The sequence below is a fragment of the Pectinatus haikarae genome, from assembly GCF_015732185.1.
Lineage (GTDB): Bacteria > Bacillota > Negativicutes > Selenomonadales > Selenomonadaceae > Pectinatus > Pectinatus haikarae.
Genome location: NZ_WIQM01000004.1, coordinates 101455 through 123730, shown reverse-complemented (window position 1 = coordinate 123730; position 22276 = coordinate 101455). Strand labels below are relative to the sequence as shown.

Here is a 22276-nt window from a genome sequence, read left to right as displayed (position 1 = left end):
TTAAAACCTAAGACTCTCCTCTAAGTAATTACTCAAAACTTTATATTTGCTTCCAGCGTCATCCTGTAACCATCTCTGCTATCCCACTCATTGAGGATACTCATGCTTTTATTGATGTCATATTGTATCCCGAATTTATGATCATCATAATTTATACTGTTTGTATATTTAAGCATAGTTTTACTGGAAATATATTTACCGACTTCAATATTGTATACTTCATCATAATTGTTTTGCCCGCTATGCTCATTTTCATTGTAAACCGTATCACTTACGATATTAAATTCATCAAGCTGCAGGGTATCTCTCACAAAATTTTCTATCTCATTGAAAAAACTCATTTGCAGTCCAATTGTAGCCAGCTGTGTCAAATCAGAAGAGTTGACATTTTCTCCCTGCCTATATGCATTGCGGAAGGTCAAAAGTTTTATTATTTCTTCCTGACTCATCTGGGGCTCCGAAGTAAGCAGGAACTGCATATTGTCTACCGGCCCGTCTATGGCTAAATTTACCTTTGTCTGAGACAAATTTGCATCAGCCTTAAACGTTATGCTAGGCAAAAATGAGCCGACTTGGTTAAAATAAGCGCTTCCTTCTCTTATTTTAAAAACTGTCCTTAGATATTCAACACTGCCCCGCAGTACATTGATTTCTCCTGACGGCATCGGATGGCTTGTTGTCCCTGCAAAATGCGCTTTTCCACTTATGTCCATATCATAAAGCATCGACTTGTAAAAACGAACATCATTGCCTATATTTATGCCCATATCAATCAGCATTTCCGGTAAAAAGGAAGAATTACTGTCAGGGATTCCCGGAAAAGATACTGTAGCTTTTTCTATATCAATATTGCCTGTCAGTTTGGGCATAACTCTATCAAAAAACTGCCCTTCGCTCAAAGAAATTTGAGCACTGAACGGCCCGCGGTAAAAGCTGCTGTCAATAGAAAGCTTATCGGCATTTAAAGAAAAATTGTACTGTCTCAGTCCGCCGCCTGTTATTAATGTATCTCCTGTGAGAGAATACGTTCCGCTGCCCATTTGCCCGCTGAAATTATTTATTTTCATCTTCTCACGGTCAAAAATTATATCCATTTGCATATTCTGTATCGGCAGCCCCAGCTCTTTTATTTTCATTGCCCCATTATCCATTTTTAAAGCTCCTGAAAACAATGGATGAGCCAACGTTCCATTTATTTTCAGATTTCCTTTCAATGGTCCTGTTGCCCAATCCACATGCTTTGTCAGCAAAGGAATAATGTTCAGATCAGCATTATCCAAAGATATATTCAAATCTACCTGTTCATAGTTTGTCAGCATCTCCCACGGTTTTGCCTTTAATGCTGCGAGAGGAATCTTTCCGCTCGCTGAAGCCCTATATTCACCCTTGTTCAGCAATATTTGTCTGACATTGATAACACCCTTATCCATATTTATCAGGCCCGTCATCTTATCAAAGGTTGCCGTTCCCACCCCGCCATTGATTATTTCAAAAGACACATTGGCCTCCGGATCATCAGCAGTTCCGCTCAATTGGGCATATGCATTCATTGTACCAGTGACATCCGCATTATAATTTACAAGACCTGTCAACAGTTTTGCGTCCAAGCCCTCCGTGGAAAAAGTCATATCTATAGGACCGTTTATTACCCAGGTCCCCTTTGCCGCTGCCTTTCCGCCATTTTGTTCTCCATAAAATTTATTAACCGTTATCATATTATTATTATAAGATGCATCAATAGTGATCTTTTGCAGCGGATACTCTTTCAAATAACCATTTTCTATTCCTCCCGATAAATGCATATCAGGATTATCCAAATTGCCGCTTAGATCGACACTGCCATTAAATGTTCCCCGCAAATAATCATTTTTCAAATTAGCCATTGCTGCTAATGTTTCAGCCTTTACGCCATTTACCTCTAATTTTCCCATCAAAGCTCCATTAAAGATATCGGCCTGCCCGTGCAGTGACACGCTGCCATCCCCTTGCAGCCACTGCAGGTTGTTGACTGCCAATACTCCATTTTGATAATTGCATTGTCCATTTACTGAAGTCACAGATTCTCCGTTAAAAATTAATTTTTCTGCCTGCAAATTACCGGAAAAATTTATATTATCAAAAGTTCCCCCGATATGTCCTGTAAAATTTGCCCGCCCCTCAATGGGATATGGCAGATAAGACGGCATTTTGGCAAGCTCTATATCATCTATCAGCACATCAAAGTCCAGTGTATTGCTGTTATATATCTGACCACTGATTTTCACATTGGCAAACGGTGATTTTACACTGAAATTCCGGAGAGTCGCATTCCCGTTTGAATAAGTATAATCACCCTCCGCTGCAGTCAAAAGGAGTCCATGATAACTGCCCTCGTGAAAAAGTATATGTCCTGATGCCGCAATATTATCCAGTGATCCTGTCAGATGCAGTGTATTATCAATATTTCCTGTTATAGGCTGCCCGGGAAAAAGTATAGCTGCAAAATTTTCTATTCGCGCATTCTTAGTATTTATTAACAAATCGATGCCTCGGCTTCCCTTGAAACCCACAACGCCTTGCGCACTGTGTACAATCTCATTGTCTTTATTTCTGACCGTAAATTTCTTTATCTGTACTCCATCCATACTGCCAACGGCAGAAACCCGCAGATTATGATAAGGTTGATTCAATATCTGTCCGTCTGCAGCTCCCAATTCCAGTTCTAAATACGGGTTATCCATATTCCCGCTCAAATGTCCGTAAAATGCCGCAGATCCGGTTGCTGGCATAGTTGTAAAATTCTGAAGTAACGCCAGATCTATATTTGAACCATAAAATTCCAAATTCAGCTGCCGCCCGTCAATAGTCCCGGCCGCTGAGGCATTTCCCCTGCCGTCAAGTGATACGGTCAGCGCTCCTATGTCAATATGCTGCCCTTTTTTCATCAGAGAAACATCTGCTTTATCTATGGCGATTCCATTATATGCTGCATTTTTTAAAGAAGCCGACGCATATCCTTCTATACTGTCAAAATCTGTTGTTTTCCCTGTAAAAACGGCATTAGCCGAAATTGTTCCCGAAAGTTTCGGCAGATATTCTTTTAATGCGTCACATTGTATATTTTCCACAACAGCATATACCTTATATGATTCATCATTTATATGATATATTCCATTGGCCATGACTTTCCCACCCGCGAAATCAAAGGAGCTGTCCTTTATATATAAAACATTATCCGCAAAACTTCCTTTTACTCGTGCATTGCTGAGTGTATATCCATAAAGGCTTGCCTCCTTTACAGATAAATCCGCATAAATTATTGGTGAACTGACTGTTCCCTCTACCTCAGCAGAAAATGCCGTATCTCCGTCAAAAGGAATATCTTTTAATATGTGTTTAGGATTTATTGCATCTGACTGTACTGTCAAAGCTAATTTGGGATCATCTGCAAAATCTACTTTTCCATGGAGATTCACTGTCTCTCCTTCTACTGCTGCCTTTGCAAAAACAGTCAGATAATCTTTATTGAAAATAATCTGGCTTTTAATGCCATCGACATCCATCCCCATCACTCTGCACGATGCATCCTCAATATCCGCTTTCCCCCTGAGGGCTGTCAATTCTTCGCCATCCAGATCGGCAACAATATCCGCATTTTTTATAATGCCGCCGTTTATGGTGACATTCTGCGGCAGCATATTTTCCGGTATAAGATACAGATACGAGGAAACGTCAATTTTATCTGATTTTACACTAAAATGTTTTTTATCATTTTCCATACTTCCCGAAAGAACAATTTTAGTACCCGCATTTGTAAAATCCGCTTTTATAAATGTCTGAGGAAAATCTGACATATCAATATCTGCGTTTACATTTGCAAAATCAAATTTTTTACCCTCAAGTCCAATATTCATCTCCCCATTTTCTGCTTTTATATTTCCTTTAAAGGTACTCTCTGTCTGACTATCTGTAGTGATGTCGTTATAATTCCACGTACCGTCTTCTCTTTTTATTATATCGGCTATAGGTCTGTTTATATTTACAGAGGTGATGCTGCCTGCCATATCGCCAAAAATGATTGATACCGGATTGAAAAAAACAACAGCCTCATCTGACGAAATGATCCTATCGCCATTTTTATCATAAATAATTATTTTATCTGCTCTTATGCTTGATAAAGAAATTACCCGCAAAGAACCTATTTCAACCTTTGTATGTACAGTCTGCGTCAAAATATCACTGATCGCCCGTGCAGCGGATTCCATAAAAGCATTTGAGCGGCTTACATAAAAAAAAGAAGCCGCAATCAATATACCGATAAATGCAAATACAATTATCGCAACCTTTTTTTGCGGCATCTTCATTCATTATCCTCCTGCCAAGCACCCATAAAATATATTTTAGTTATTTGATTCCGTACCGCGGTCAAGTACATTAAGTCCTGAGGAATCATTTTTCTCTGCATCGATATCATCAGTACCTGGCACAGTAATATCCTTAGCCACTAATTGTGCTGATATTCCCATAGCTTTGTACAAAGCTGCCTTACTGGTAGTATAGTTGTATAAGGCCTGATTATAATTCATGCGTGCATTCGTATAATAGGTAATAGCATCAAGCCTGTCACTGTTAGTGCCAACTCCTGCCTGATAACGTACATCAGCTATCCTGTTATTTTCTGCTGCCTGATCAACAGCCGTTTTAGTTGTTATAATATTTTGACGAGCTGCATCCATAGACAAGTAAGCCTGACGTACATCAAGACGTATTTGGTCATTTGTATCAGCTTGTTCCTGCTGAGCGCGCACAAGTGCCGCTTCAGCCTGCTTTACCTGAGAATGGGTAACATTGCTGTCAAATATATTCCAGCTTGCTTGAACACCATACCAGGATTTATCACTTTGATCATTATTCAGCATGTTATTGCCATCTATGCTTTTTTCCGCCACTGCCGAAACCTGCGGTATATAACCAGCTCTTGCCGCGGCTATCGCTGTTTCAGCCTGCTCAACCGTCTTTTGCGAGGCTATGCCATCGGGTCTGTTTTCAATCGCTATATCTGTGCATTCCTGCATCGTCTTAGAAAAACCTGTATCCATCAAGTAATTATCACTCGGTTCAACGGCAGTCATAAGATTCTGCCCTATGATCTTATTAAAGCTTGTCACAGCTATCTGCAAATTATTATCTGCCGTAACAAGATCCTGCTGCGCATTTGCGAGGTTCACTTCAGCTTCAAGTAAATCTACTTTAGGAACAACTCCGGCACTATATTTAGCATTGGCAATCTGTACATGTTCATTATACTGTGTGACAGTATCTTCATCGACTTTTTTTATATTTTGATAATTTAAAATGCTATAGTACGCCTGTAATGTTTGAAGTTCTATACTTTGCTGTTCATTTTTTAAGGTAAGTGCACTTATATCCACACCCAGTCTGGCACTTTTTACATTATTTTCAAGTTGTCCGCCAGTATATATGGGAATACTTGCTTCCAAAGAATTACTATATGAATGATCAATGTTCAGATCATTGTAATAATGACCGGCCACTTTGTAGGCCGACCCTGCCCACGTCAATGTAACGCCGCGTTTGCCCTGCGCTTCTCCCAAAACGGCCTTCGCCTTATCAAGATCAGCCTCTTCTTGTTTTATGCTATGGTTATTATTCAACGCTTCCGTGATACTTTCCTGCAAAGACATCGCGCGCGCAAACACCGTAGAGCTTAATGATACCGTTAAAATTCCACTTAAAACCAATGCGGTCAATTTTTTTGTCCACTTATTTTTATTCTTTATCAAAACTGCTGCCTCCCAAATATGAACGTGTATAATCAAAACACTTTTTAAAATTCCCTGCGTATGCCCAAATAGGTCGTTCGGTCAGCCTTGCTGTTGACATCATTGACCTGGCCAAGAAGATAAACATCTGGTGCTATTCTATACTGTCCCCGCAGTTTAATTCGAATGTCATCAGAATCATACGCATCAACAGAAAATCTCCATGGCCCGCTGTATGTATCAATCCCCACTCCGGGTTTATTATCGATGAGACCCATGCGGCCTGAAAAAAAATTATTTCCGGAACCTATCTGCAAATTCGTGGTTGGATTATCCCCCCCGATATCATCTCCTCCAATTAATAAAAAATCATTAGGATTATCATAAATTCTAAGATCAGCATTAACCATCAAATCGGATTTTTTCCCGCTGTACAAAACATCCGTGCCCACTTTTGTTTGGATAGAACTGATCTTAGTCATTATTTTATTGGCCCTTTTCGAAACATCACTGGCATTATGAATCATGCTTTGCAGCTCTTCCGCTGTCTGCGGATCAGATATAACAGGCTCTAAATTCGCTGCCATTTTCTCAATTCTGTTGCTGGTACTGGCCAGATTGGCAACTGCCGTCCTCATGTTTTCAGTCATTTGACCGTCACCATTCATTTCATTAACCATATTTTCTACACTATAGGATGTGCGTTGCATACTTGAAGTCAGCAATACCATATTCTGTATTATATCATTGATATTTCCCTCATTATTGCCCGCCATACGGGCTATTACCGCAGCGGCTTGATCCATGCTTTCTGTGATATTTTTCAGATTGACTGCTGATGCGATCAACGATTCCTGCACCTGCTGATTGCCGATGATATTATTCATTGAGGTAATCATTTTATCAACTTTTTCCAATGTTTGAGACGCTGATGCAACCAAAGATTCAATACTGTGTTCTTCCGTCCCCTTTACCATCTCTCCATCAGACAAATAAGTATAATCTTCCTGTCCATCAGCATATATATTGACGAATTTTTCTCCCATAAGCCCATCACTGGATATAGTTATTACCGAACTTTTTGGTATCTTTATATTGTCTTTTATTTCCATGAGAACATCCGCACCAAGCCCATTTGTATTAACAGTCCGCACCTTTCCCACATCAACCCCCGCATATCTGACCAGTGCGCCGGGTTTCAATCCATTAACATATTTAAACGATGCTGTTATCTTATAATTTGGTTCTCCCCCAAAGCTGATGTGGCCTAACTGCATTATGATAGCTATTGCCAGCACTAACGCCAAGATCGTAAAAAGACCAACTTTAGCCTCTGTTGTCATATAATCACCTCCACCACAGGATTAATAGACGAAACCATCCTATTTAACAATAAGCTCAATCCATTTTATATTATTCGTCCACCATTTATAAATTCCTGTACTCGTTCATCAGCAGAAGTTTTTATAGCCTTTGCATCCCCCACAGCTATAATTTTCCCTTCGTAAATCATCGCAATACGATCAGCAATATAATAAGCACTGTTCATATCGTGTGTGACTACTACCGATGTCACTCCCATTTTTTCCTGTGTATATTTTATAAGCTTATCTATTTTCCCCGCCATAACTGGATCAAGCCCGGATGTGGGCTCATCATATAATATTATTTCAGGTTCAAAGGCTATCGCCCGGGCCAAACTTACACGTTTTTTCATACCCCCGGATAGTTGGTTCGGCATATACTGTCCAAATTGATCCAAGCCGACCGTATGTAATTTCTTTTCTACTATACTCTCTATTTCTTTTTCAGCCAGTGAACTATGTTCTCTTAAGCCAAATGCTACATTGTCGGCAACTGTCATGGAATCAAAAAGTGCCGAATATTGAAAGACCATTCCCATATTCAACCTGACTTTATCAAGTTCTTCTTCTCTTAAGCTCGATATATCTTTATCCTTTATCCAGACATGACCGCTGCTCGGCTGTTCCAAGCCGATCATCAGTTTCAGCAAGGTGCTTTTCCCAGAACCGCTGGCTCCTATTATTGCAAGGGTCTCTCCTTTATCTATAGATAAATTTATATTCCTTAAAACACTGTGGTCTCTATAAGACTTGTTCACATCTGTCAAATTTATTATCATCCAGTCACCTCATCGATATAAAATTGCAGATAAGAAACAATTGAAAAAAAAGATTGCCATAATTGCATCCACTACTGATTTTGTTGCTGCCTTGCCAACTCCCTCAGCCCCATTTTCCGCATTCAATCCATAATAACAGCCAATAACAGCAATAATAATACCAAACACCACCGCTTTTATAAGCCCGCCCGTAAAATCATGCACTATAACAAAGGTACCTATCGACTGCTTATACATAAAAGAAGAAATATCATAATAATTTGCGACCAGCCATCCGCCAAAGGAACCAACGACATCGCCAAAGACAACAAGAAGAGGCAGCATCAACATACAGGCAAGCAGTCTTGGTGCCACTAAATACCTGATCGGATTAGTAGCCATGACCTTCAGAGCATCAATTTGTTCAGTCACCTTCATAGTACTTATTTCTGCCGTAATAGCCGCACCGACACGGCCTGCTGCTACCACGCCTACCAGAACCGGTCCAAGTTCACGCCCAACGGCGATAGTCACTACACCGCCTATAGTAGACTGCGCACCGAACCTTATAAACTCAATAACGATCTGTAAAGTCAGTACCATTCCCGTAAAAAGCATCGTTAATGCCACTATCGGCAGTGTATCAACTCCAAGATGCGCCATCTGCTGAAGAATATGATGTATCCTTGGCATCCGCCGGCACTGGCTCAGCGTTTGAAAGAAAAGCATGATAAAGCCGCCCCATGTCCCTAAAACTTTCAGAACAGCAGTTCCAACAGCTTCCAGCATAAACATCCAAACACCACCTTCACTTCATAAAAACACTTTGCTTCAAAACATGCTCAGCAATAGTTTTTAATTCACCTACACTATTTTCACACCAAAATCATCCCTTAGATTTTAAAACAAGGTATCTGCAATACTCATATGTAAAAACATTCTATTACATGATTTTAACAATAATAAAAAAAATAGTAAATACTAATTTACTATTTTTTTTAAAAAGCAATACTATTATTTTTTTACATTTAAATTTATACGTACCACATTATCAATAATATAGCTCGTCACTGCTTTATTTTCTTTTGGTTCGAAGCTTTTTTTCCCCATTTGTCCGTCCGCTTCCAATTTTTTTTGCATTTCCAAAGCGCTGGCTATAGCCTTTTCCTGATCTTTTTCGCTTATCATTGCGGGAACAGCTGCTGCCACAATGATTTCATTATTCTTGTCAGTTTGTAAAAATCCCTTTATTTTATCGGCAGCTGACAATGATTTATTCTCCTCAGGCGTCAAATCCAATCCCTGCAACGGAGAAATAACCACCGGCACAAGACCGCCGCCTCTCACTTCCAGTGTCATATTGCCTGACGCCTGATTTTGCGGGACAGTATACGGGATAAGTATCTGTTCCTGCGGACTTCTGTATGGTTCAAGAATAACCTTCAAGTTTACCACTTCTCCCGGATGAACCACAGATTTATCGGGAATTACACTAATAATGGAGGCTGTTTTTCTTTTTTCATTAAATATCATATCAATACTTATACCTGTGACATCATACTGTCTATTTGTATCGGTACAAATAATATTCAGCAGCTGCCCTAATTCAGAAACAGCAAATTGCCCCACATCGGTACTGTTATAGTACATATTGCTTCTGTCTATTTCTCCATTATCAACAGCATTTGTTCTTATGGCAAATTTGACATTTGCAGTGCCAGAGCTGAGGCTATCTATAGTCCTGTCCAATGACGCATAAGCAACGCTTGCTGCTAAATTAGGCAGCAGCTCTTCATCATAAGCAATACTCGTGGCAAAAACTGATTGTTTTCCCGTCTGTTTATCAGTAACCGTAACCTTCATCGGAACTACAGAGGGATATCTGCCCAATATACCGCTCACACCAGAGTAGCGATCCTGATTTATACGTCCGATTATTTTTCCAAAAGATGAGACCTTTTGTCCGTTCACTAAGCCGCTCGCTGTACCGACAATGCTTGCATCCGTCATAAAATAGTTAACATTGCCCTTATATGTAAAGGGATGGCCGAAGGCCAGTATTCGATTTTCATCCACTGCCGTAATGGTACCCACTGCCCCTACGGAAAAATCTCCATAAGATAATGCCACTCCGACAGAACTTCCAGGGATCACATCAGCCGGACCGACAGGACTGTCATCATTTGAAGAAACGCCCGACCCTAAGCTCGCGGCATACGGATACATATTAAATGGCAAAAGCTCTTTTTTCAAAAAACTCATTCCTGCACCATAAAAACCGTTTACAGCCAATGGTATGCCGACTGATACATCATTAGGTGTGCTTTCATATCCATATGTCTTTTTCCAATCAGTCGTATCGACAAATTGCATTTTACTGCTTTCCTCTTGATTGATTTTCGGTTTGGTACCTATTATCATTTTATCCGATATATCTTTTTTCTTTTTGAATATAGCCTCCAGCTTAGCTTCATCCTTTGCAAGCATTTCTTTTCTGTCTAATGGATTTATCTTTACCTGTTTGATTGAGCCTTCATCAGCTTTTGGATCAGGCAGATTCCAAAGTTTTAACATATCTTCTATTGGTGTTATATAAAATACACGGGGATTTGTATCACTGCCAATACCGCGGGCAATAGCACCTATCAAGTATCCATTTACATACACGGGACTGCCGCTCATTCCATGTATGACACCGTTTGTATCATTTATAACCGGTCCGTAAGCTTCTGCCATGATCTGCCTGGCCGCGCCCTTCCCGTTATCAGTTACACCTATTATTTTTACATTGAAGCTTTCCACTTCGTTACCCTGCACCACAGTCTCAGCCGTTCCTATCATTCCAGGCTGCAATTGCTGTGCTGTCAATATTGGCGGCATAGCTGCCATACCAGTGACAGGTACTGATAAAATGCACGCAATTAATAACACAAAAAAACTCTTCCCAATTTTTTGCAAAAAATTCACCTCAAAATTTACTGGATTCTATATACCGACTCATGCAATTGCCCACATCATATCGACAACAAATAAACGCCCTGCACATTTTTTCTTCCAAACTAGAAAATTATCTGCTATTCGGCTGTAATCCTGGCCACGATCTGCCCAACTGCTATTTTTTCACCCGGATGCACCAGGATCTCCCTTACCGTTCCGTCCGACGAAGCCCTGCTGGCTGCCGTTTCTCCTGTCATTGTGTCTATTTTTACTAAATCGCTGCCTTCCTTTACCATACTTCCAGCTTGTGCTGTCCATGATACAGTTCCCGTTAAAGCGGATTTTTCCTCAATTATGGATTGAGCCTGTGCCATATGATAAATTCCCGCCATAATAACTATAAAAAATAAAATCAACAACTTTTTTTTCAATTCAAGCAGCTCCTTTCGCTATAAAAACATATATCATATTATTACTATAGCAATTAATTCTTATAAGCCTTTTCTTTTCATTATACATTAGCATACTTTAATAGCAAGCAGAATATTTTTGCTTTGCCTCAAATATTTTCTATCATTTTTTTTTCACAACAGCCAGTGCCACTCCCACAGGTCTTTCCATTCCATCTGACGGCGAATTGGTAATTTGCCCGCCTATCACCATTTCCGAAGAACCGCCACCATCAAAATTTACTGCCTCAATTGCCCCTGAATCAATCAGCAATTGTGCAAATCCGTTTAACGTCAGACCAGAGCTTTGCGATTGACGACCATCAACAACTACCAGCATCACATGACCATCTGCCTTGATTGCTGCAGCAGTACGAGGTGCTCTTCCGCCTGTTACATCTGGTCCTATCTGTTCATCATCGGCAGTTACATCTACCTTTCCATCTTTGACAAGCTGCGGTCCCACTCCCACAATTTGAACCGCATTTTTCCAAATATCGCCGAGATCTTCGTTGACAGTCATTTCATCTCCGACTTTCATACCGCTCAAAGCATCTTTCATTACACCATGTGCTGAAATTACAATTTGTCCGTCCCTCAGGGCTGTATCATTGGTATTTATCCTCACTATTTTATTATCCTGAACAACATATTCTATTCCATATTCATTAGTTCCCGTACTGTTCCCATAAAAAGAATTGTATTCCACTATCGTATCAGCACTGCGATCACAATTAACTCCGCTGATGGGAAAATCCCCGTTTTTAGTGTGAACACTTCCACTATAATTTACTATTCCGATTATCGCTTTTCCGGCAGTATCCATGCCAAATGCTGTTCGGGCCAGATATGTAGTCGTAGCAACAGTCCCATCAATTTTTGTCAAACCGTATACATCTTTTTGCCCGCCGAAATAAGAAGCATTGACTCCTGCTTCAGCATTATAATAGTGTACCATATTTGAAACCGTATTTTTCCCCAGGGTTCGTCCGCCGCCAAGTACAGGAATTAATTCAAATTTGGAAGGATCTATATCAAGTATATATGCTTTGAGCACTCCATCAGCATTACGTCTGTCGTATGCCGTATAATCAAGTCCGCTTTCAATACTGCGCTTTGTTGTATGTTCATAATATCTTTTTATATCTATAAATACTCTTGCCGGATTCTGCAGAGTATTTACCGTATAAGGCACCGCCTGATTCAATGCAATAAGGACGTTACAGCCTGACTGCGTATTTGTAATATCCACAGATTGTACTATATCGCCATCGACAGCTACATTATTTTTAGCTCTGGCCGCATCCACACCTGAAAAATCCATACGAATATTTTTTCCTGAAGGATCTGCAGTTACTTGATATGTTGGTACACTATCAAATTGAAGGACTATACGCACATTTTCCTCAGAGATCCCCGAACGGGCTTCTGTCATATTGAGTGGACGATTTGCCGCAAATGCTATTGACGGAAATATAATAGCCAAAAACGTTATGATATTAACAAATTTATTTAAATTTTTTATCACCGAATATATCCCTCTTTTTATAGTAATTAAAACAAAAGAGCCTATTGCAAAATGCATTGATTTGCAGCCTGAAGAATAAACAATCAGCTCACAAATTTATATTTTGCAACAGCCTCTCTGATATCAGCCAAATCTATTTCTTATACGTATTTACTGCCATCAGCGGTGGTTTTACATCCTGCTTTTGTATCTGCCGATAGAGCATATCAGCCAACCCGACGCCTCCAGCCTGCGCCAAATTTTTTGTCATCTCTGTATCATGCATTGAGCGCAGAATATTATCCGCATTTGAATCTCCCAGCAGCGAATCTTCAGGTACCGTCTTTCTCATTTCTTTATACATCAAGTCAAGAAACATCGCCTCAAATTGCACACACGCATCCTTCAATTTAGAAGCGCCTCTGGCTGTATCAGCATTTCCTGCGGTTTTTTCAAGACTTTCCCCAGCCGCTTTCAGCTGTTTCAGTTCTTGTGCCTGCTTGACCTGCTCCATGGCGGGTATTGTCGTTATAGAATTTATTTTTTCCATTTTCAAGTCCTCAAATAACCTGCAGCTCGGCATGCAATGCCCCAGATGCCTTCATAGCCTGCAAAATAGAAATAATATCTCTTGGCGTTGCACCAACAGCATTAAGTGCTCCTACTACATCATTTACATCAGCCGTTGCTCCGAGTACAACCGTATTGGCCTTTTCTTCCTTCACATTGGTAGTATTATTTTTTGTAACAATTGTTTTGCCTAAACTGTATGGCGCCGGCTGATAAACATTTGTCGTTTTATCTATACTTATACTTAATCCACCCTGCGCAATAGCGACCTCATCAACACTGACATTGCCGCCCATAACAATAGTACCTGTCCTCTCATTGACAACTACTTTTGCAGGAGAATCCGGCACTACCGGCAAATTTTCGAGATTGGCGACAAAGCCTACAATATTGTTGCGATAATAAGCCGGCACTGATACATTAATTCTTCCTGGGCTGACTGCCGAAGCTACTCCGCCAAAGTTTGAATTAATCGCTCCCGCAATACGTGCCGCTGTCGAAAAATCAGCATTATTTACGGATAAAGAAATGGTTCCATTCTGTCCAAGACTGTCCTCTACTGTCTGTTCCACTATTGCTCCATCGCTTGCAGTCCCGACTGTCGTTATATTTTTACTTCCGCCCGAAGTAGAATATCCTCCTGTAGCTATCGGTCCCTGCGCCACAGCGTAAACCTGCCCATTACCCGCTTTCAGAGGTGTCTGTAACAGAACTCCTCCTGTCAGACTTTTCGCATCTCCCATTGATGACACAGTAAAGTCTATATTATCACCCGCATGAGAAAAAGCCGGAAGAGTCGCGGTCACCATAACAGCCGCAACATTCTTTGTCTTTAACGTGGAGGTCCCCACTGCTGTGCTGTCAATACTTACTCCAAAGTTTTTCAGCATATTGACTACAGAGTTTAAAGTCTCAATGGTCTTATTGCTGTCACCCGTACCTGGAAGGCCCACAACCAAGCCATAACCCACCAGCTGATTTGAACGTACGCCTTCTACCTTTGCAATATCTTTTATCCTTGCCGCAGAAGCATCAGCAGCAAAAACATTTCCGGCCGATCCAGCGATAAAAAAGACTACTGCGGCAAAGGCTATTGTTCTCAATATATTTTGCATATAACATCCTCTTTTTCATATATCAAAAAAGTATATTAAATATCTGTGACAGAATACCCTGTCTTTGTTTCGCATTTAAAGGACCTTTTCCGTCAAATTTGAGAGTGGCGTCAGAAACCAAGTAGGAAGAAATAGTATTATCATAAGCTACATCATCCTGCCGCACTACACCGCGCAAAGTGATTTTATGTTCGTCTTTATTCTGCCAGATAGACTGCGTTCCTTCTATTATCATATTCCCATTCGGCTGCACATCAACCACAGTCACCGTTATTCTGCCGCTTACCGTATTCGTATCTTTTGCCGAACCTGTGGCCTTAAAACTGTCGGTCTGACCCGCACTGGCCTGTGCCAAGAAACTAAAGATTCCGGCTCCTGCATTCAGTGAATTACTCGCTGTTTTCCCGTTGCTTGTCGATTTTGTGGCACTCGTTGAAGATGATTCGCTTATAACAACAGTCAAGATGTCACCTATGCCATGCGCTTTCCTGTCAGCAAATAAACTCATAGATGAATTGTTCTGCGTATCGGCCCATAATGACTGTGCATCAGCCGATGGCTGCTGAAAACCCAGTGCAGTAAATAAGAAGAACACTATGATTATTAGCCGTCCACTTTTCATTGTATCACCTGCGATCAATATCTTAATTATCCATTTGAATTTCAACAGTATTTTGATCAACTACCCGTCCATTAACAACAATTCCCGTTATTGAATTTTTTACTTTAATAAATTCATCTTTGCTGCCGTTAGTCATTGCGGTTCCATCCGTCTGTATTTTCAATCCGTTATGGTTGACTATAATGTGGACTGGTGCCCCTCTTGCAATCAGAACAGGGCTTGCCAATAAATTTTCTCTCACTACATCACCGGGTTTAAGCGGATAACGAGGCATTTCCCCCACAGCCTTATCAAGATCAGTCATATAATATATATTTACGGCACTTACTTCTTTTTTTTCAAGGCGCAGATCATCCGTTGTCAAAATGCTATTTGCCCTCACTGCTCTGGCTGCAACAACAACATTATCAAATATATGCAGCTGCAATCTGCATACAGCCTTACCCGCATCTTTGCCCTTTACCTTGAAATTAACGTAAACTATGGTGGGCACCGCATATTTTATTCCGTAAGGGATTTCTGCATCCATTTGCAATTCGCCGGGTGGAATAACCATATCAGAAGTACCGTTCAATGGTTCAAGCTCCCATCCTCTCTGCTCACCGCTTTCCTTGACAGCCTGCTCCATCTTTATCTTAGCCTCAGTGATTATCTGTGCTGAAGTTACTGTCTGTGACATTCTTGTAACTGTTATATTATCCGGTATGGACCACGTTATATTGTCACTATCCACACCAGAAGACTGTATCTTTAATTTCAATACATATGCAGAAATATTTTTTATACCGCCCGGCTGTAAAATAGTTCCAAGCTTCATATTTATCAGGTCTTGCAGACGCTGACCATCATCACAGGCAATATTGGCTATTGATCCCAGAAGGATGTCTTCGCCCCATATCACCCCTGTACTATTAACAGTCACCCATGCTGGCGCCGCAGCGGATGCTGAGGATACAAAAGAAAAAATGGCAAATGCAACTGCAATAACAATTTTCTCTCTCATCATAAGTATCTCAGTTACCGTTTAAGTCCATTGGCTATTTCCAGCATAGAATCGCTGGTTGTGATAGCTTTTGAATTTGACTCATAAGCGCGCTGGGCAACTATCATATTAACCATCTCATCTGCCACCTGCACATTTGACATTTCGAGATACCCCTGGGTTATCGTTCCCGCTCCGTCTTCACCCGGATTATTGACAATAGCGTCACCCGAGGCATTAGTCTGATAAAAAATATTTTTTCCCTGTGCAGACAGTCCCGCCGGGTTTACAAATCTTGCCAAATTTATCTGGCCGACTTCTTCCGGAGTATCCTGCCCTGCCGGTGTTGCCGAAACAGTCCCATCCGAGCCAATTGTTATTGTATCCGATGGCGCATCTTCCGGAATGACAATTTCAGGGTCCAGCGGATATCCGTCAGATGTGACTAAACGACGTGTTTCATCCAATTTAAATGACCCATCCCTCGTATAACCTATCGTACCGTCAGGCATCGTTATCTGAAAAAAACCGTCGCCATCAATGACCATATCAGTCGGATTGCCTGTCGACTGATAGCTGCCTTGTGTAAAAATTCTATTTGTAGCGGACAGCCGTGCTCCATGTCCGGCCTGCATGGCAGCAGGATAAATAGTGTTCGGCCCGCTTGTTGCTCCCGGCTGACGGAGTGTCTGGTATATCAAATCCTGAAATTCAGCACGTTGTTTCTTATAGCCTGTAGTGTTTACATTGGCAAGATTATTAGAAATAACATCCATATTTTGCTGCTGCGTAGTCATTCCTGTGGCAGCAGTCCAAAGCGCTCTCATCATAATCGTAAGACTCCTTTCAAAACCATAACATAAATATTTTTTACGATACCCGGCCTACATCATTAACAGCTTTATCCAACAAAGAATCCTGCGTCACCAGTGCCTTAGAATCAGCTTCATATGTGCGGTAATTATTAATAAGCTCAACCATTTCTCTTGCCACATTAACATTGGATCTCTCCAGCCAGCCCTGCTGAATTGAACCTGCCGCCTGCTGCGGCTGTGCCCCATTTTGCGGGCGATATAAATTATCTCCCTCTTTCAGCAAAGCCCCGCGGTCAGCAAAACCGGCCAATCCGATCTGTCCCAAATTCTGTCCGCCCGCATTTACCGTTCCGTCAGCGCCAATATTGATGTCCGCTGTATCGGGAGGCAGATTTATAGCTTGTCCCGCTGTATTCAGCACCGCCTGATTATTTGCTGTCACCAGTTGCCCCGCGGCAGAACGATAAAAATTGCCGTCGCGTGTATAACGGACTCCCTGCGGTGTATTTACAGAAAAATATCCATCTCCGGTGATGGCAAGATCCAACTTATTTCCCGTGTTTTCAAGTGCTCCCTGATCACGGACAACAGCTATTTCAGCAACTTTTGCGCCGCGTCCCAAAGAACCTATGGAAGGTGCCGTACCGCCTTCATCTGCAGCCACAGTTCCTTTCAAAAGATATTTTCGTGCTGTATCGATGTTTTGCAGATCGAGTATACTGCCCTGCTGTGAATCATCATTAATACGATGTAAAAGGACCGATTCAAACTCTTCGCTTATCATTTCATCCTTTTTATAACCATTAGTATTGACGTTTGCCAGGTTATTGGCTATCGTATCAGTACGTATTTGTTCAGTCATCATCCCTGTTGCAGCCGTATACAGCCCACGCAGCATATCATCACTCCTAATTCAAATACAAAACTACAAATTATAAATATATATTCGCTAAAATTATTGCCTATCCTTTTTTGCACCAGCATAATATTACTCATTCGGAAAATAAATCGCACAGCAAATCATTTGATTCTTTTATTATTTTTTCCGAGCTTATCCACCCATTCAAGTGCTTTTCCGGTTCCTATCGCTACGCAGGACAACGGATCATCTGCCAAATATGTTGGAATTGCCGTTTCCTTTTGTATAAGCTGATCTAAACCGTGCAGCATAGAGCCTCCTCCCGTCATTATAATACCGTGATCCATAATATCAGCCGCAAGTTCAGGCGGCGTATCCTCCAATGTTTTTTTCACACATCGCACTATTGAATCCACTGAGCTCTTAAGTGCCTCGGCAATTTCATCGGAAGTCAATTCAATAGTTTTTGGCAGGCCACTCAGTAAATCTCTGCCGCGAAATTCCATTTTTACATTGCGGGCCCCTTTTATAGCAGTACCTACATCCATTTTTATATTTTCGGAAGTTCTTTCGCCAATCATAATATTGTGATTGGCTTTTATGTATTTTATTATAGCCTCGTCAAATTTATCACCGGCAACTCGCAGCGATTCGCTTACAACGACACCGCCTAAACTTATCACTGCTACATCTGTCGTACCACCGCCTATATCTATCACCATTACGCCCTGAGGTTCGGAAACATCTATTCCTACCCCCAATGCCGCAGCCATCGGTTCTTCAATTAAAAACGACGCAGCTGCACCTGCTTGTTTTGCTGCCTGATTTACAGCTCTTTTCTCAACAGTTGTGACTTTTGAAGGCACACATATCATTATGCGCGGTTTCACAAGGAAACTATGTCCGGCAACTTTTTCAATAAAATATTGAATCATTTTTTCCGTTATGTCATAATCAGCAATCACGCCATCGCGCAACGGTCTTATTGCTACTATATTCCCCGGTGTGCGTCCGATCATCTTTTTTGCCGCTTCGCCTATCTCAAGGATACGATTGGTATCTTTATCAACCGCGACAACTGAGGGTTCACGCAGAACAATTCCCTTGCCCTTGACATATATTAAAACATTGGCAGTGCCCAGGTCTATACCGATATCCTTAGCCATTCCAAACATTAAATATTCCTCCTAAAACTAAAAACCTGTATGTGTACTACTATATAATATTATAAAGACATTATCAATATATATTTCACATCAGCAGCAGGCTTGAGCATGACCATAAAAAAATAAATGCGGGAATTTTTTTGATTGGAAAAAATTCCCGCATTTACCCTTGCTATATTAATACTTTCAATAACTTCTCTTCCAGCATCATAAAACAGCCGCTTTATTTTTTTTGGCAAAATATTCTCTATCGAGTATACCTAATATCACCAGACTTTCGTAAACACCGTCAGTCAATATAGTCTCTCTTATAAACCCTTCACGAATAAAGCCTTCTGATTCGTAGACATGCAGAGCACGTTCATTATGATCCTTGCAGTCAAGCCATGCACGATGGAACTTTAAATCGTCAAATGCCCATGACTTAAGCATTTTCAGCGTTTCCCGGCCATAACCTATGCCTTTTTTATCAAGAATAATGCGCGTAAATTCAATTTCTTTGGATGGATTGTCGAGCCCCGCTATCATCAAAAACCCCACCTTTTGTTTTGTATCAATTGTTTCGATGATTATATGTATTGCTTCTTTTGTATTAAGCGTACTCATATGGACATCTCGTGTATAGGGAATTACGAATTTCGCATTTTCCGGTTTGTACTCTACTTCCATGATGTAATCCATATCATCTTTTTCTGCCTGCCGAAACTGAATCCGTGTACCTTTTTTTATTATCCTGCCGTCCATTATAATACCCCTCCTAATTATCCTTCAGCCGTTATCAAAAGGTTCTTCATTGCTATAATTTTATATTGTTAGTATAATACATTACAAACTCAATGTAAATTATACTGCTTTGCCTTGGCGCTCATCTGTTGATCAACGTATAGTCAGTATAATGTTTGTTTACAAATTTTTATCATACCGGAGGAATCATCATGGATATATTCGAGAGTATAAAAGGCTGGCAGGCTTGGTTGAGTCTTCTTATCGTTCCTTTTTTTATTCAGGTTGCCGCTCTGATAGCAGGCAAATTAATAAATAGTTTTATAAATAAAAAATTGCATGAACACCTTGAGCTGCACACCCTTCCTTATGTTTTCGCCAACGCAATAAAAGGGCTTCCTGTAGCTTGGTGTTCCGCTGTGGGATTATATTGGACTATTAATTCCGTAAAATTTATCAATGCCACTATAACACAGTTACTGTCTTCCCTGCTTTATGCTGTCATTATTTTTTCTCTGACACGTGTCGCAGCACGTACTGTATCCGGCATGATAACACTGCACATCAAACGTGCCGAAGAAAATACTCAAACAACTTCACTGCTTAGCAATATAATTTCCTTTATAATATATTCAGCTGGCACGATCATTGTGCTGCAGTATCTTGGGATATCGGTAACACCTCTTCTGACTGCTTTAGGGGTAGGCGGTATGGCTGTCGCTCTTGGTCTTCAGGATACGTTAAGCAATATTTTTTCCGGACTGCATATTATTTTGTCCAAACAGCTGCAATTATACGATTTCGTAAAACTCGGCAACGGAAACGTCGGTCAGGTAGTTGATATAACGTGGCGATTTACAAAAATACAATCTCCCGCTAACAATATAATCATCGTTCCCAATAAGGATATAGCCTCTTCTACTATAACCAATTATAATATGCCTAAACAGGAAATAGTTATTTCGCTCACTGTAGGTGTCAGCTATGACAGCGATCTCGAACTGGTCGAAAAAGTCAGCATAGAGGCAGCCCGTACTGTTCTGACTAAAATAGAAGGCAATGTCGACTTTGAACCATCTGTAAGATTTTTTGAGTTTGCGGATTCGAGCATTAACTTCAATATAAATATGAAATCAAATATATTTTTAAACCAATATGTCATAAAACATGAGGCTATAAAAGAGCTCACAAGAAGATATCGTGAAGAAAATATAAATATTCCCTTTCCTGTGCGCACTGTTATTACTCAAAAATAAATTTGATGCGTTATTTAATACAAAAACAAACAGACTGTTTTATTCTTCGAATCTCCATGCTGTACCTATTCAATACAACAGCACGGAGATTTTTTATTTTCTCTTCAGGAAAAATATCTTTTAATCTCTACTTGAAAAATAGTAAGCATTCGTTTACAATATAGTAATCAAATCTTTACTATCGTAGTGGATATTTTTAGGAGATATACACCATATGGATGGACTATTTTGGAAAAAGCAGGCCGTTAATTCATTTGAGATCTTATTATTAATATTTATTTTGCCACTGTCATTTATACTTCCGGACTCTTTTGCATGGGAAAATGGACCTCTGGAAAGTACACAGGTAATTGTTCTTGCAGCAGCCGCACTAATAAATTTTTATTTTTTTTATAAAAGACGTCATAATTTCCAACTGACAATCAGTGGTTTCTTTCTATTACTTACCGGAAGAGAATTAAATTGGGGCCGTTGCTTTTTCCCTCTGGGTATTGGTCCTGATGGTCCTATTCTTGTACCTATGAATCAAATCCCACATCATGCCATAATAAATATAATTATCGGCATATTTATTATGGTCGTTTTAGCTGGTTTTATCTTTACAACGCCTTGGTATAAAATTTTCTCATACCATCTGTTTCCTGTAAAGTTGCTTGTATATTCCTGCATTTGCACACTTTTTTCCATTACAGGCGACTCCGGACATTTTTTTGGGAAATATAAGGGGGAACTTCTCGAAGAATTGGGAGAACTTTTACTTTACCTCCTGCTTTTACATATATCATTGTATTATTACATTCAATCGAGCAATAATAACTAATGATATCATCTAAATTATTTATATATAAAATGATTTTTAGGTTGTGGCTCTTGTCTTTATCGCATTATTTCACTTGACATAAATCCCTTGTTATAGGAATAATTATATGCTATATTTATAGCAGTTGTTTTAATACGATATTAAAGGAAAGGCAGGCTACATATGCACGATTTTGCGGCTGTGCGCGGCCGCTCAATTATAATTTCAATTTTAGCGATCACACTGCTGATTTTTATTAATCTATTCCTAAACAGTGATGTTTATTTGTTTACAGCTATTATCTGCGGGTATCTTGCCGCTGTATATTACGCTTTTATGCTTGCAGTACGTATAAGAAAAATAATGCTGCTGTCTCAACCTGCCGCCAAACGAAGTGCTCGGTCCGGCATTTTATTCCGTATTGTCTTTCTTCTGCTGATTTTATTAATCGTAATAAAATTTTCCAAGGTTTTTTTTATTGCCTTTATCACAGGTTTTTTCATTATGCATCTTGTAATATTTATTAATCTTATAATTTTTTCTTACCAGAAAAAAATTCATTAGTCTATATAGTTCCTATATCAGGAGCTGT

General features: G+C 40.1%; 19 protein-coding genes. 3 read left to right on the top strand and 16 right to left on the bottom strand.

From position 1 onward, the window contains the following. Window positions 1-32: 32 nt before the first annotated feature. From I6758_RS01745 to I6758_RS01670, 16 genes are all read right to left on the bottom strand, one after another. Window positions 33-4343: a translocation/assembly module TamB domain-containing protein gene (locus I6758_RS01745; RefSeq protein WP_196603498.1), complete on the bottom strand. Its 4311-nt coding sequence runs from the start codon at window positions 4341-4343 to the stop codon at window positions 33-35. Between the two features lie 36 nt (window positions 4344-4379). Continuing rightward, window positions 4380-5783: a TolC family protein gene (locus tag I6758_RS01740; RefSeq protein ID WP_196603497.1), complete on the bottom strand. Its 1404-nt coding sequence runs from the start codon at window positions 5781-5783 to the stop codon at window positions 4380-4382. Window positions 5784-5827: 44 nt separating this feature from the next. Then, window positions 5828-7105, bottom strand: coding sequence for an MlaD family protein (locus tag I6758_RS01735; protein ID WP_196603496.1), 1278 nt, complete (start codon window positions 7103-7105; stop codon window positions 5828-5830). Window positions 7106-7170: 65 nt separating this feature from the next. Further along, window positions 7171-7902 (bottom strand): ABC transporter ATP-binding protein, encoded by a 732-nt coding sequence (locus I6758_RS01730; protein WP_196603793.1) that lies wholly within the window; start codon window positions 7900-7902, stop codon window positions 7171-7173. A 12-nt stretch (window positions 7903-7914) separates the two neighbouring features. Continuing rightward, complete coding sequence (locus tag I6758_RS01725; protein WP_196603495.1) at window positions 7915-8679, bottom strand: MlaE family ABC transporter permease; 765 nt, start codon at window positions 8677-8679, stop codon at window positions 7915-7917. A gap of 219 nt (window positions 8680-8898) precedes the next feature. Then, window positions 8899-10815, bottom strand: a complete 1917-nt coding sequence (locus I6758_RS01720) for a SpoIVB peptidase S55 domain-containing protein (RefSeq protein ID WP_196603494.1) — start codon at window positions 10813-10815, stop codon at window positions 8899-8901. A 143-nt stretch (window positions 10816-10958) separates the two neighbouring features. Next, the gene (locus I6758_RS01715) at window positions 10959-11252 is read right to left on the bottom strand and encodes a biotin/lipoyl-containing protein (RefSeq protein WP_196603493.1); all 294 of its coding nucleotides are present in this window, start codon (window positions 11250-11252) and stop codon (window positions 10959-10961) included. Window positions 11253-11394: 142 nt separating this feature from the next. Continuing rightward, on the bottom strand, window positions 11395-12798 hold the full coding sequence (locus I6758_RS01710) for a phosphodiester glycosidase family protein (RefSeq protein ID WP_196603492.1): 1404 nt from the start codon (window positions 12796-12798) through the stop codon (window positions 11395-11397). A 133-nt stretch (window positions 12799-12931) separates the two neighbouring features. Beyond that, a complete protein-coding gene (locus tag I6758_RS01705) occupies window positions 12932-13327 on the bottom strand; it encodes a rod-binding protein (RefSeq protein ID WP_196603491.1) in 396 nt (131 codons plus the stop codon). 10 nt (window positions 13328-13337) lie between these two features. Beyond that, window positions 13338-14462 carry a flagellar basal body P-ring protein FlgI gene (locus tag I6758_RS01700; protein ID WP_196603490.1) on the bottom strand — a complete coding sequence of 375 codons (1125 nt, stop codon included), beginning with the start codon at window positions 14460-14462 and terminating at the stop codon, window positions 13338-13340. A 22-nt stretch (window positions 14463-14484) separates the two neighbouring features. Next, the gene (locus tag I6758_RS01695; protein WP_196603489.1) at window positions 14485-15084 is read right to left on the bottom strand and encodes a flagellar basal body L-ring protein FlgH; all 600 of its coding nucleotides are present in this window, start codon (window positions 15082-15084) and stop codon (window positions 14485-14487) included. 22 nt (window positions 15085-15106) lie between these two features. Beyond that, window positions 15107-16090: a flagellar basal body P-ring formation chaperone FlgA gene (gene flgA / locus I6758_RS01690; RefSeq protein ID WP_196603488.1), complete on the bottom strand. Its 984-nt coding sequence runs from the start codon at window positions 16088-16090 to the stop codon at window positions 15107-15109. A gap of 11 nt (window positions 16091-16101) precedes the next feature. Continuing rightward, window positions 16102-16896, bottom strand: coding sequence for a flagellar basal-body rod protein FlgG (flgG, locus tag I6758_RS01685; protein ID WP_196603487.1), 795 nt, complete (start codon window positions 16894-16896; stop codon window positions 16102-16104). A gap of 40 nt (window positions 16897-16936) precedes the next feature. Then, window positions 16937-17779 carry a flagellar basal-body rod protein FlgF gene (gene flgF / locus I6758_RS01680; protein WP_196603486.1) on the bottom strand — a complete coding sequence of 281 codons (843 nt, stop codon included), beginning with the start codon at window positions 17777-17779 and terminating at the stop codon, window positions 16937-16939. Between the two features lie 122 nt (window positions 17780-17901). Then, window positions 17902-18915: a rod shape-determining protein gene (gene mreB / locus I6758_RS01675; RefSeq protein WP_196603485.1), complete on the bottom strand. Its 1014-nt coding sequence runs from the start codon at window positions 18913-18915 to the stop codon at window positions 17902-17904. A 198-nt stretch (window positions 18916-19113) separates the two neighbouring features. Beyond that, the gene (locus I6758_RS01670) at window positions 19114-19650 is read right to left on the bottom strand and encodes a GNAT family N-acetyltransferase (protein ID WP_196603484.1); all 537 of its coding nucleotides are present in this window, start codon (window positions 19648-19650) and stop codon (window positions 19114-19116) included. Window positions 19651-19841: 191 nt separating this feature from the next. On the opposite strand from I6758_RS01670, the gene I6758_RS01665 reads away from it, so the two are divergent. The 3 genes from I6758_RS01665 to I6758_RS01655 all read left to right on the top strand — a co-directional run bounded on the left by I6758_RS01665 (window position 19842) and on the right by I6758_RS01655 (window position 22248). Then, window positions 19842-20885 (top strand): mechanosensitive ion channel family protein, encoded by a 1044-nt coding sequence (locus I6758_RS01665; RefSeq protein WP_196603483.1) that lies wholly within the window; start codon window positions 19842-19844, stop codon window positions 20883-20885. Window positions 20886-21099: 214 nt separating this feature from the next. Further along, window positions 21100-21705 (top strand): hypothetical protein, encoded by a 606-nt coding sequence (locus I6758_RS01660; RefSeq protein WP_196603482.1) that lies wholly within the window; start codon window positions 21100-21102, stop codon window positions 21703-21705. Window positions 21706-21867: 162 nt separating this feature from the next. Next, entirely contained in the window at window positions 21868-22248 is a 381-nt protein-coding gene (locus I6758_RS01655) for an ATP synthase subunit I (RefSeq protein ID WP_196603481.1), read from the top strand. Window positions 22249-22276 lie beyond the last annotated feature (28 nt).

Excerpts from the sequence above, each read along its gene's own strand:
- I6758_RS01745 (WP_196603498.1), bottom strand. The coding sequence starts at position 4,343 with ATGAAGATGCCGCAAAAAAAGGTTGCGATAATTGTATTTGCATTTATC.
- I6758_RS01735 (WP_196603496.1), bottom strand. The coding sequence starts at position 7,105 with ATGACAACAGAGGCTAAAGTTGGTCTTTTTACGATCTTGGCGTTAGTG.
- I6758_RS01725 (WP_196603495.1), bottom strand. The coding sequence starts at position 8,679 with ATGTTTATGCTGGAAGCTGTTGGAACTGCTGTTCTGAAAGTTTTAGGG.
- I6758_RS01705 (WP_196603491.1), bottom strand. The coding sequence starts at position 13,327 with ATGGAAAAAATAAATTCTATAACGACAATACCCGCCATGGAGCAGGTC.
- I6758_RS01700 (WP_196603490.1), bottom strand. The coding sequence starts at position 14,462 with ATGCAAAATATATTGAGAACAATAGCCTTTGCCGCAGTAGTCTTTTTT.
- I6758_RS01695 (WP_196603489.1), bottom strand. The coding sequence starts at position 15,084 with ATGAAAAGTGGACGGCTAATAATCATAGTGTTCTTCTTATTTACTGCA.
- flgA (WP_196603488.1), bottom strand. The coding sequence starts at position 16,090 with ATGATGAGAGAGAAAATTGTTATTGCAGTTGCATTTGCCATTTTTTCT.
- flgG (WP_196603487.1), bottom strand. The coding sequence starts at position 16,896 with ATGATGAGAGCGCTTTGGACTGCTGCCACAGGAATGACTACGCAGCAG.
- flgF (WP_196603486.1), bottom strand. The coding sequence starts at position 17,779 with ATGCTGCGTGGGCTGTATACGGCTGCAACAGGGATGATGACTGAACAA.
- mreB (WP_196603485.1), bottom strand. The coding sequence starts at position 18,915 with ATGTTTGGAATGGCTAAGGATATCGGTATAGACCTGGGCACTGCCAAT.
- I6758_RS01670 (WP_196603484.1), bottom strand. The coding sequence starts at position 19,650 with ATGGACGGCAGGATAATAAAAAAAGGTACACGGATTCAGTTTCGGCAG.
- I6758_RS01665 (WP_196603483.1), top strand. The coding sequence starts at position 19,842 with ATGGATATATTCGAGAGTATAAAAGGCTGGCAGGCTTGGTTGAGTCTT.
- I6758_RS01660 (WP_196603482.1), top strand. The coding sequence starts at position 21,100 with ATGGATGGACTATTTTGGAAAAAGCAGGCCGTTAATTCATTTGAGATC.
- I6758_RS01655 (WP_196603481.1), top strand. The coding sequence starts at position 21,868 with ATGCACGATTTTGCGGCTGTGCGCGGCCGCTCAATTATAATTTCAATT.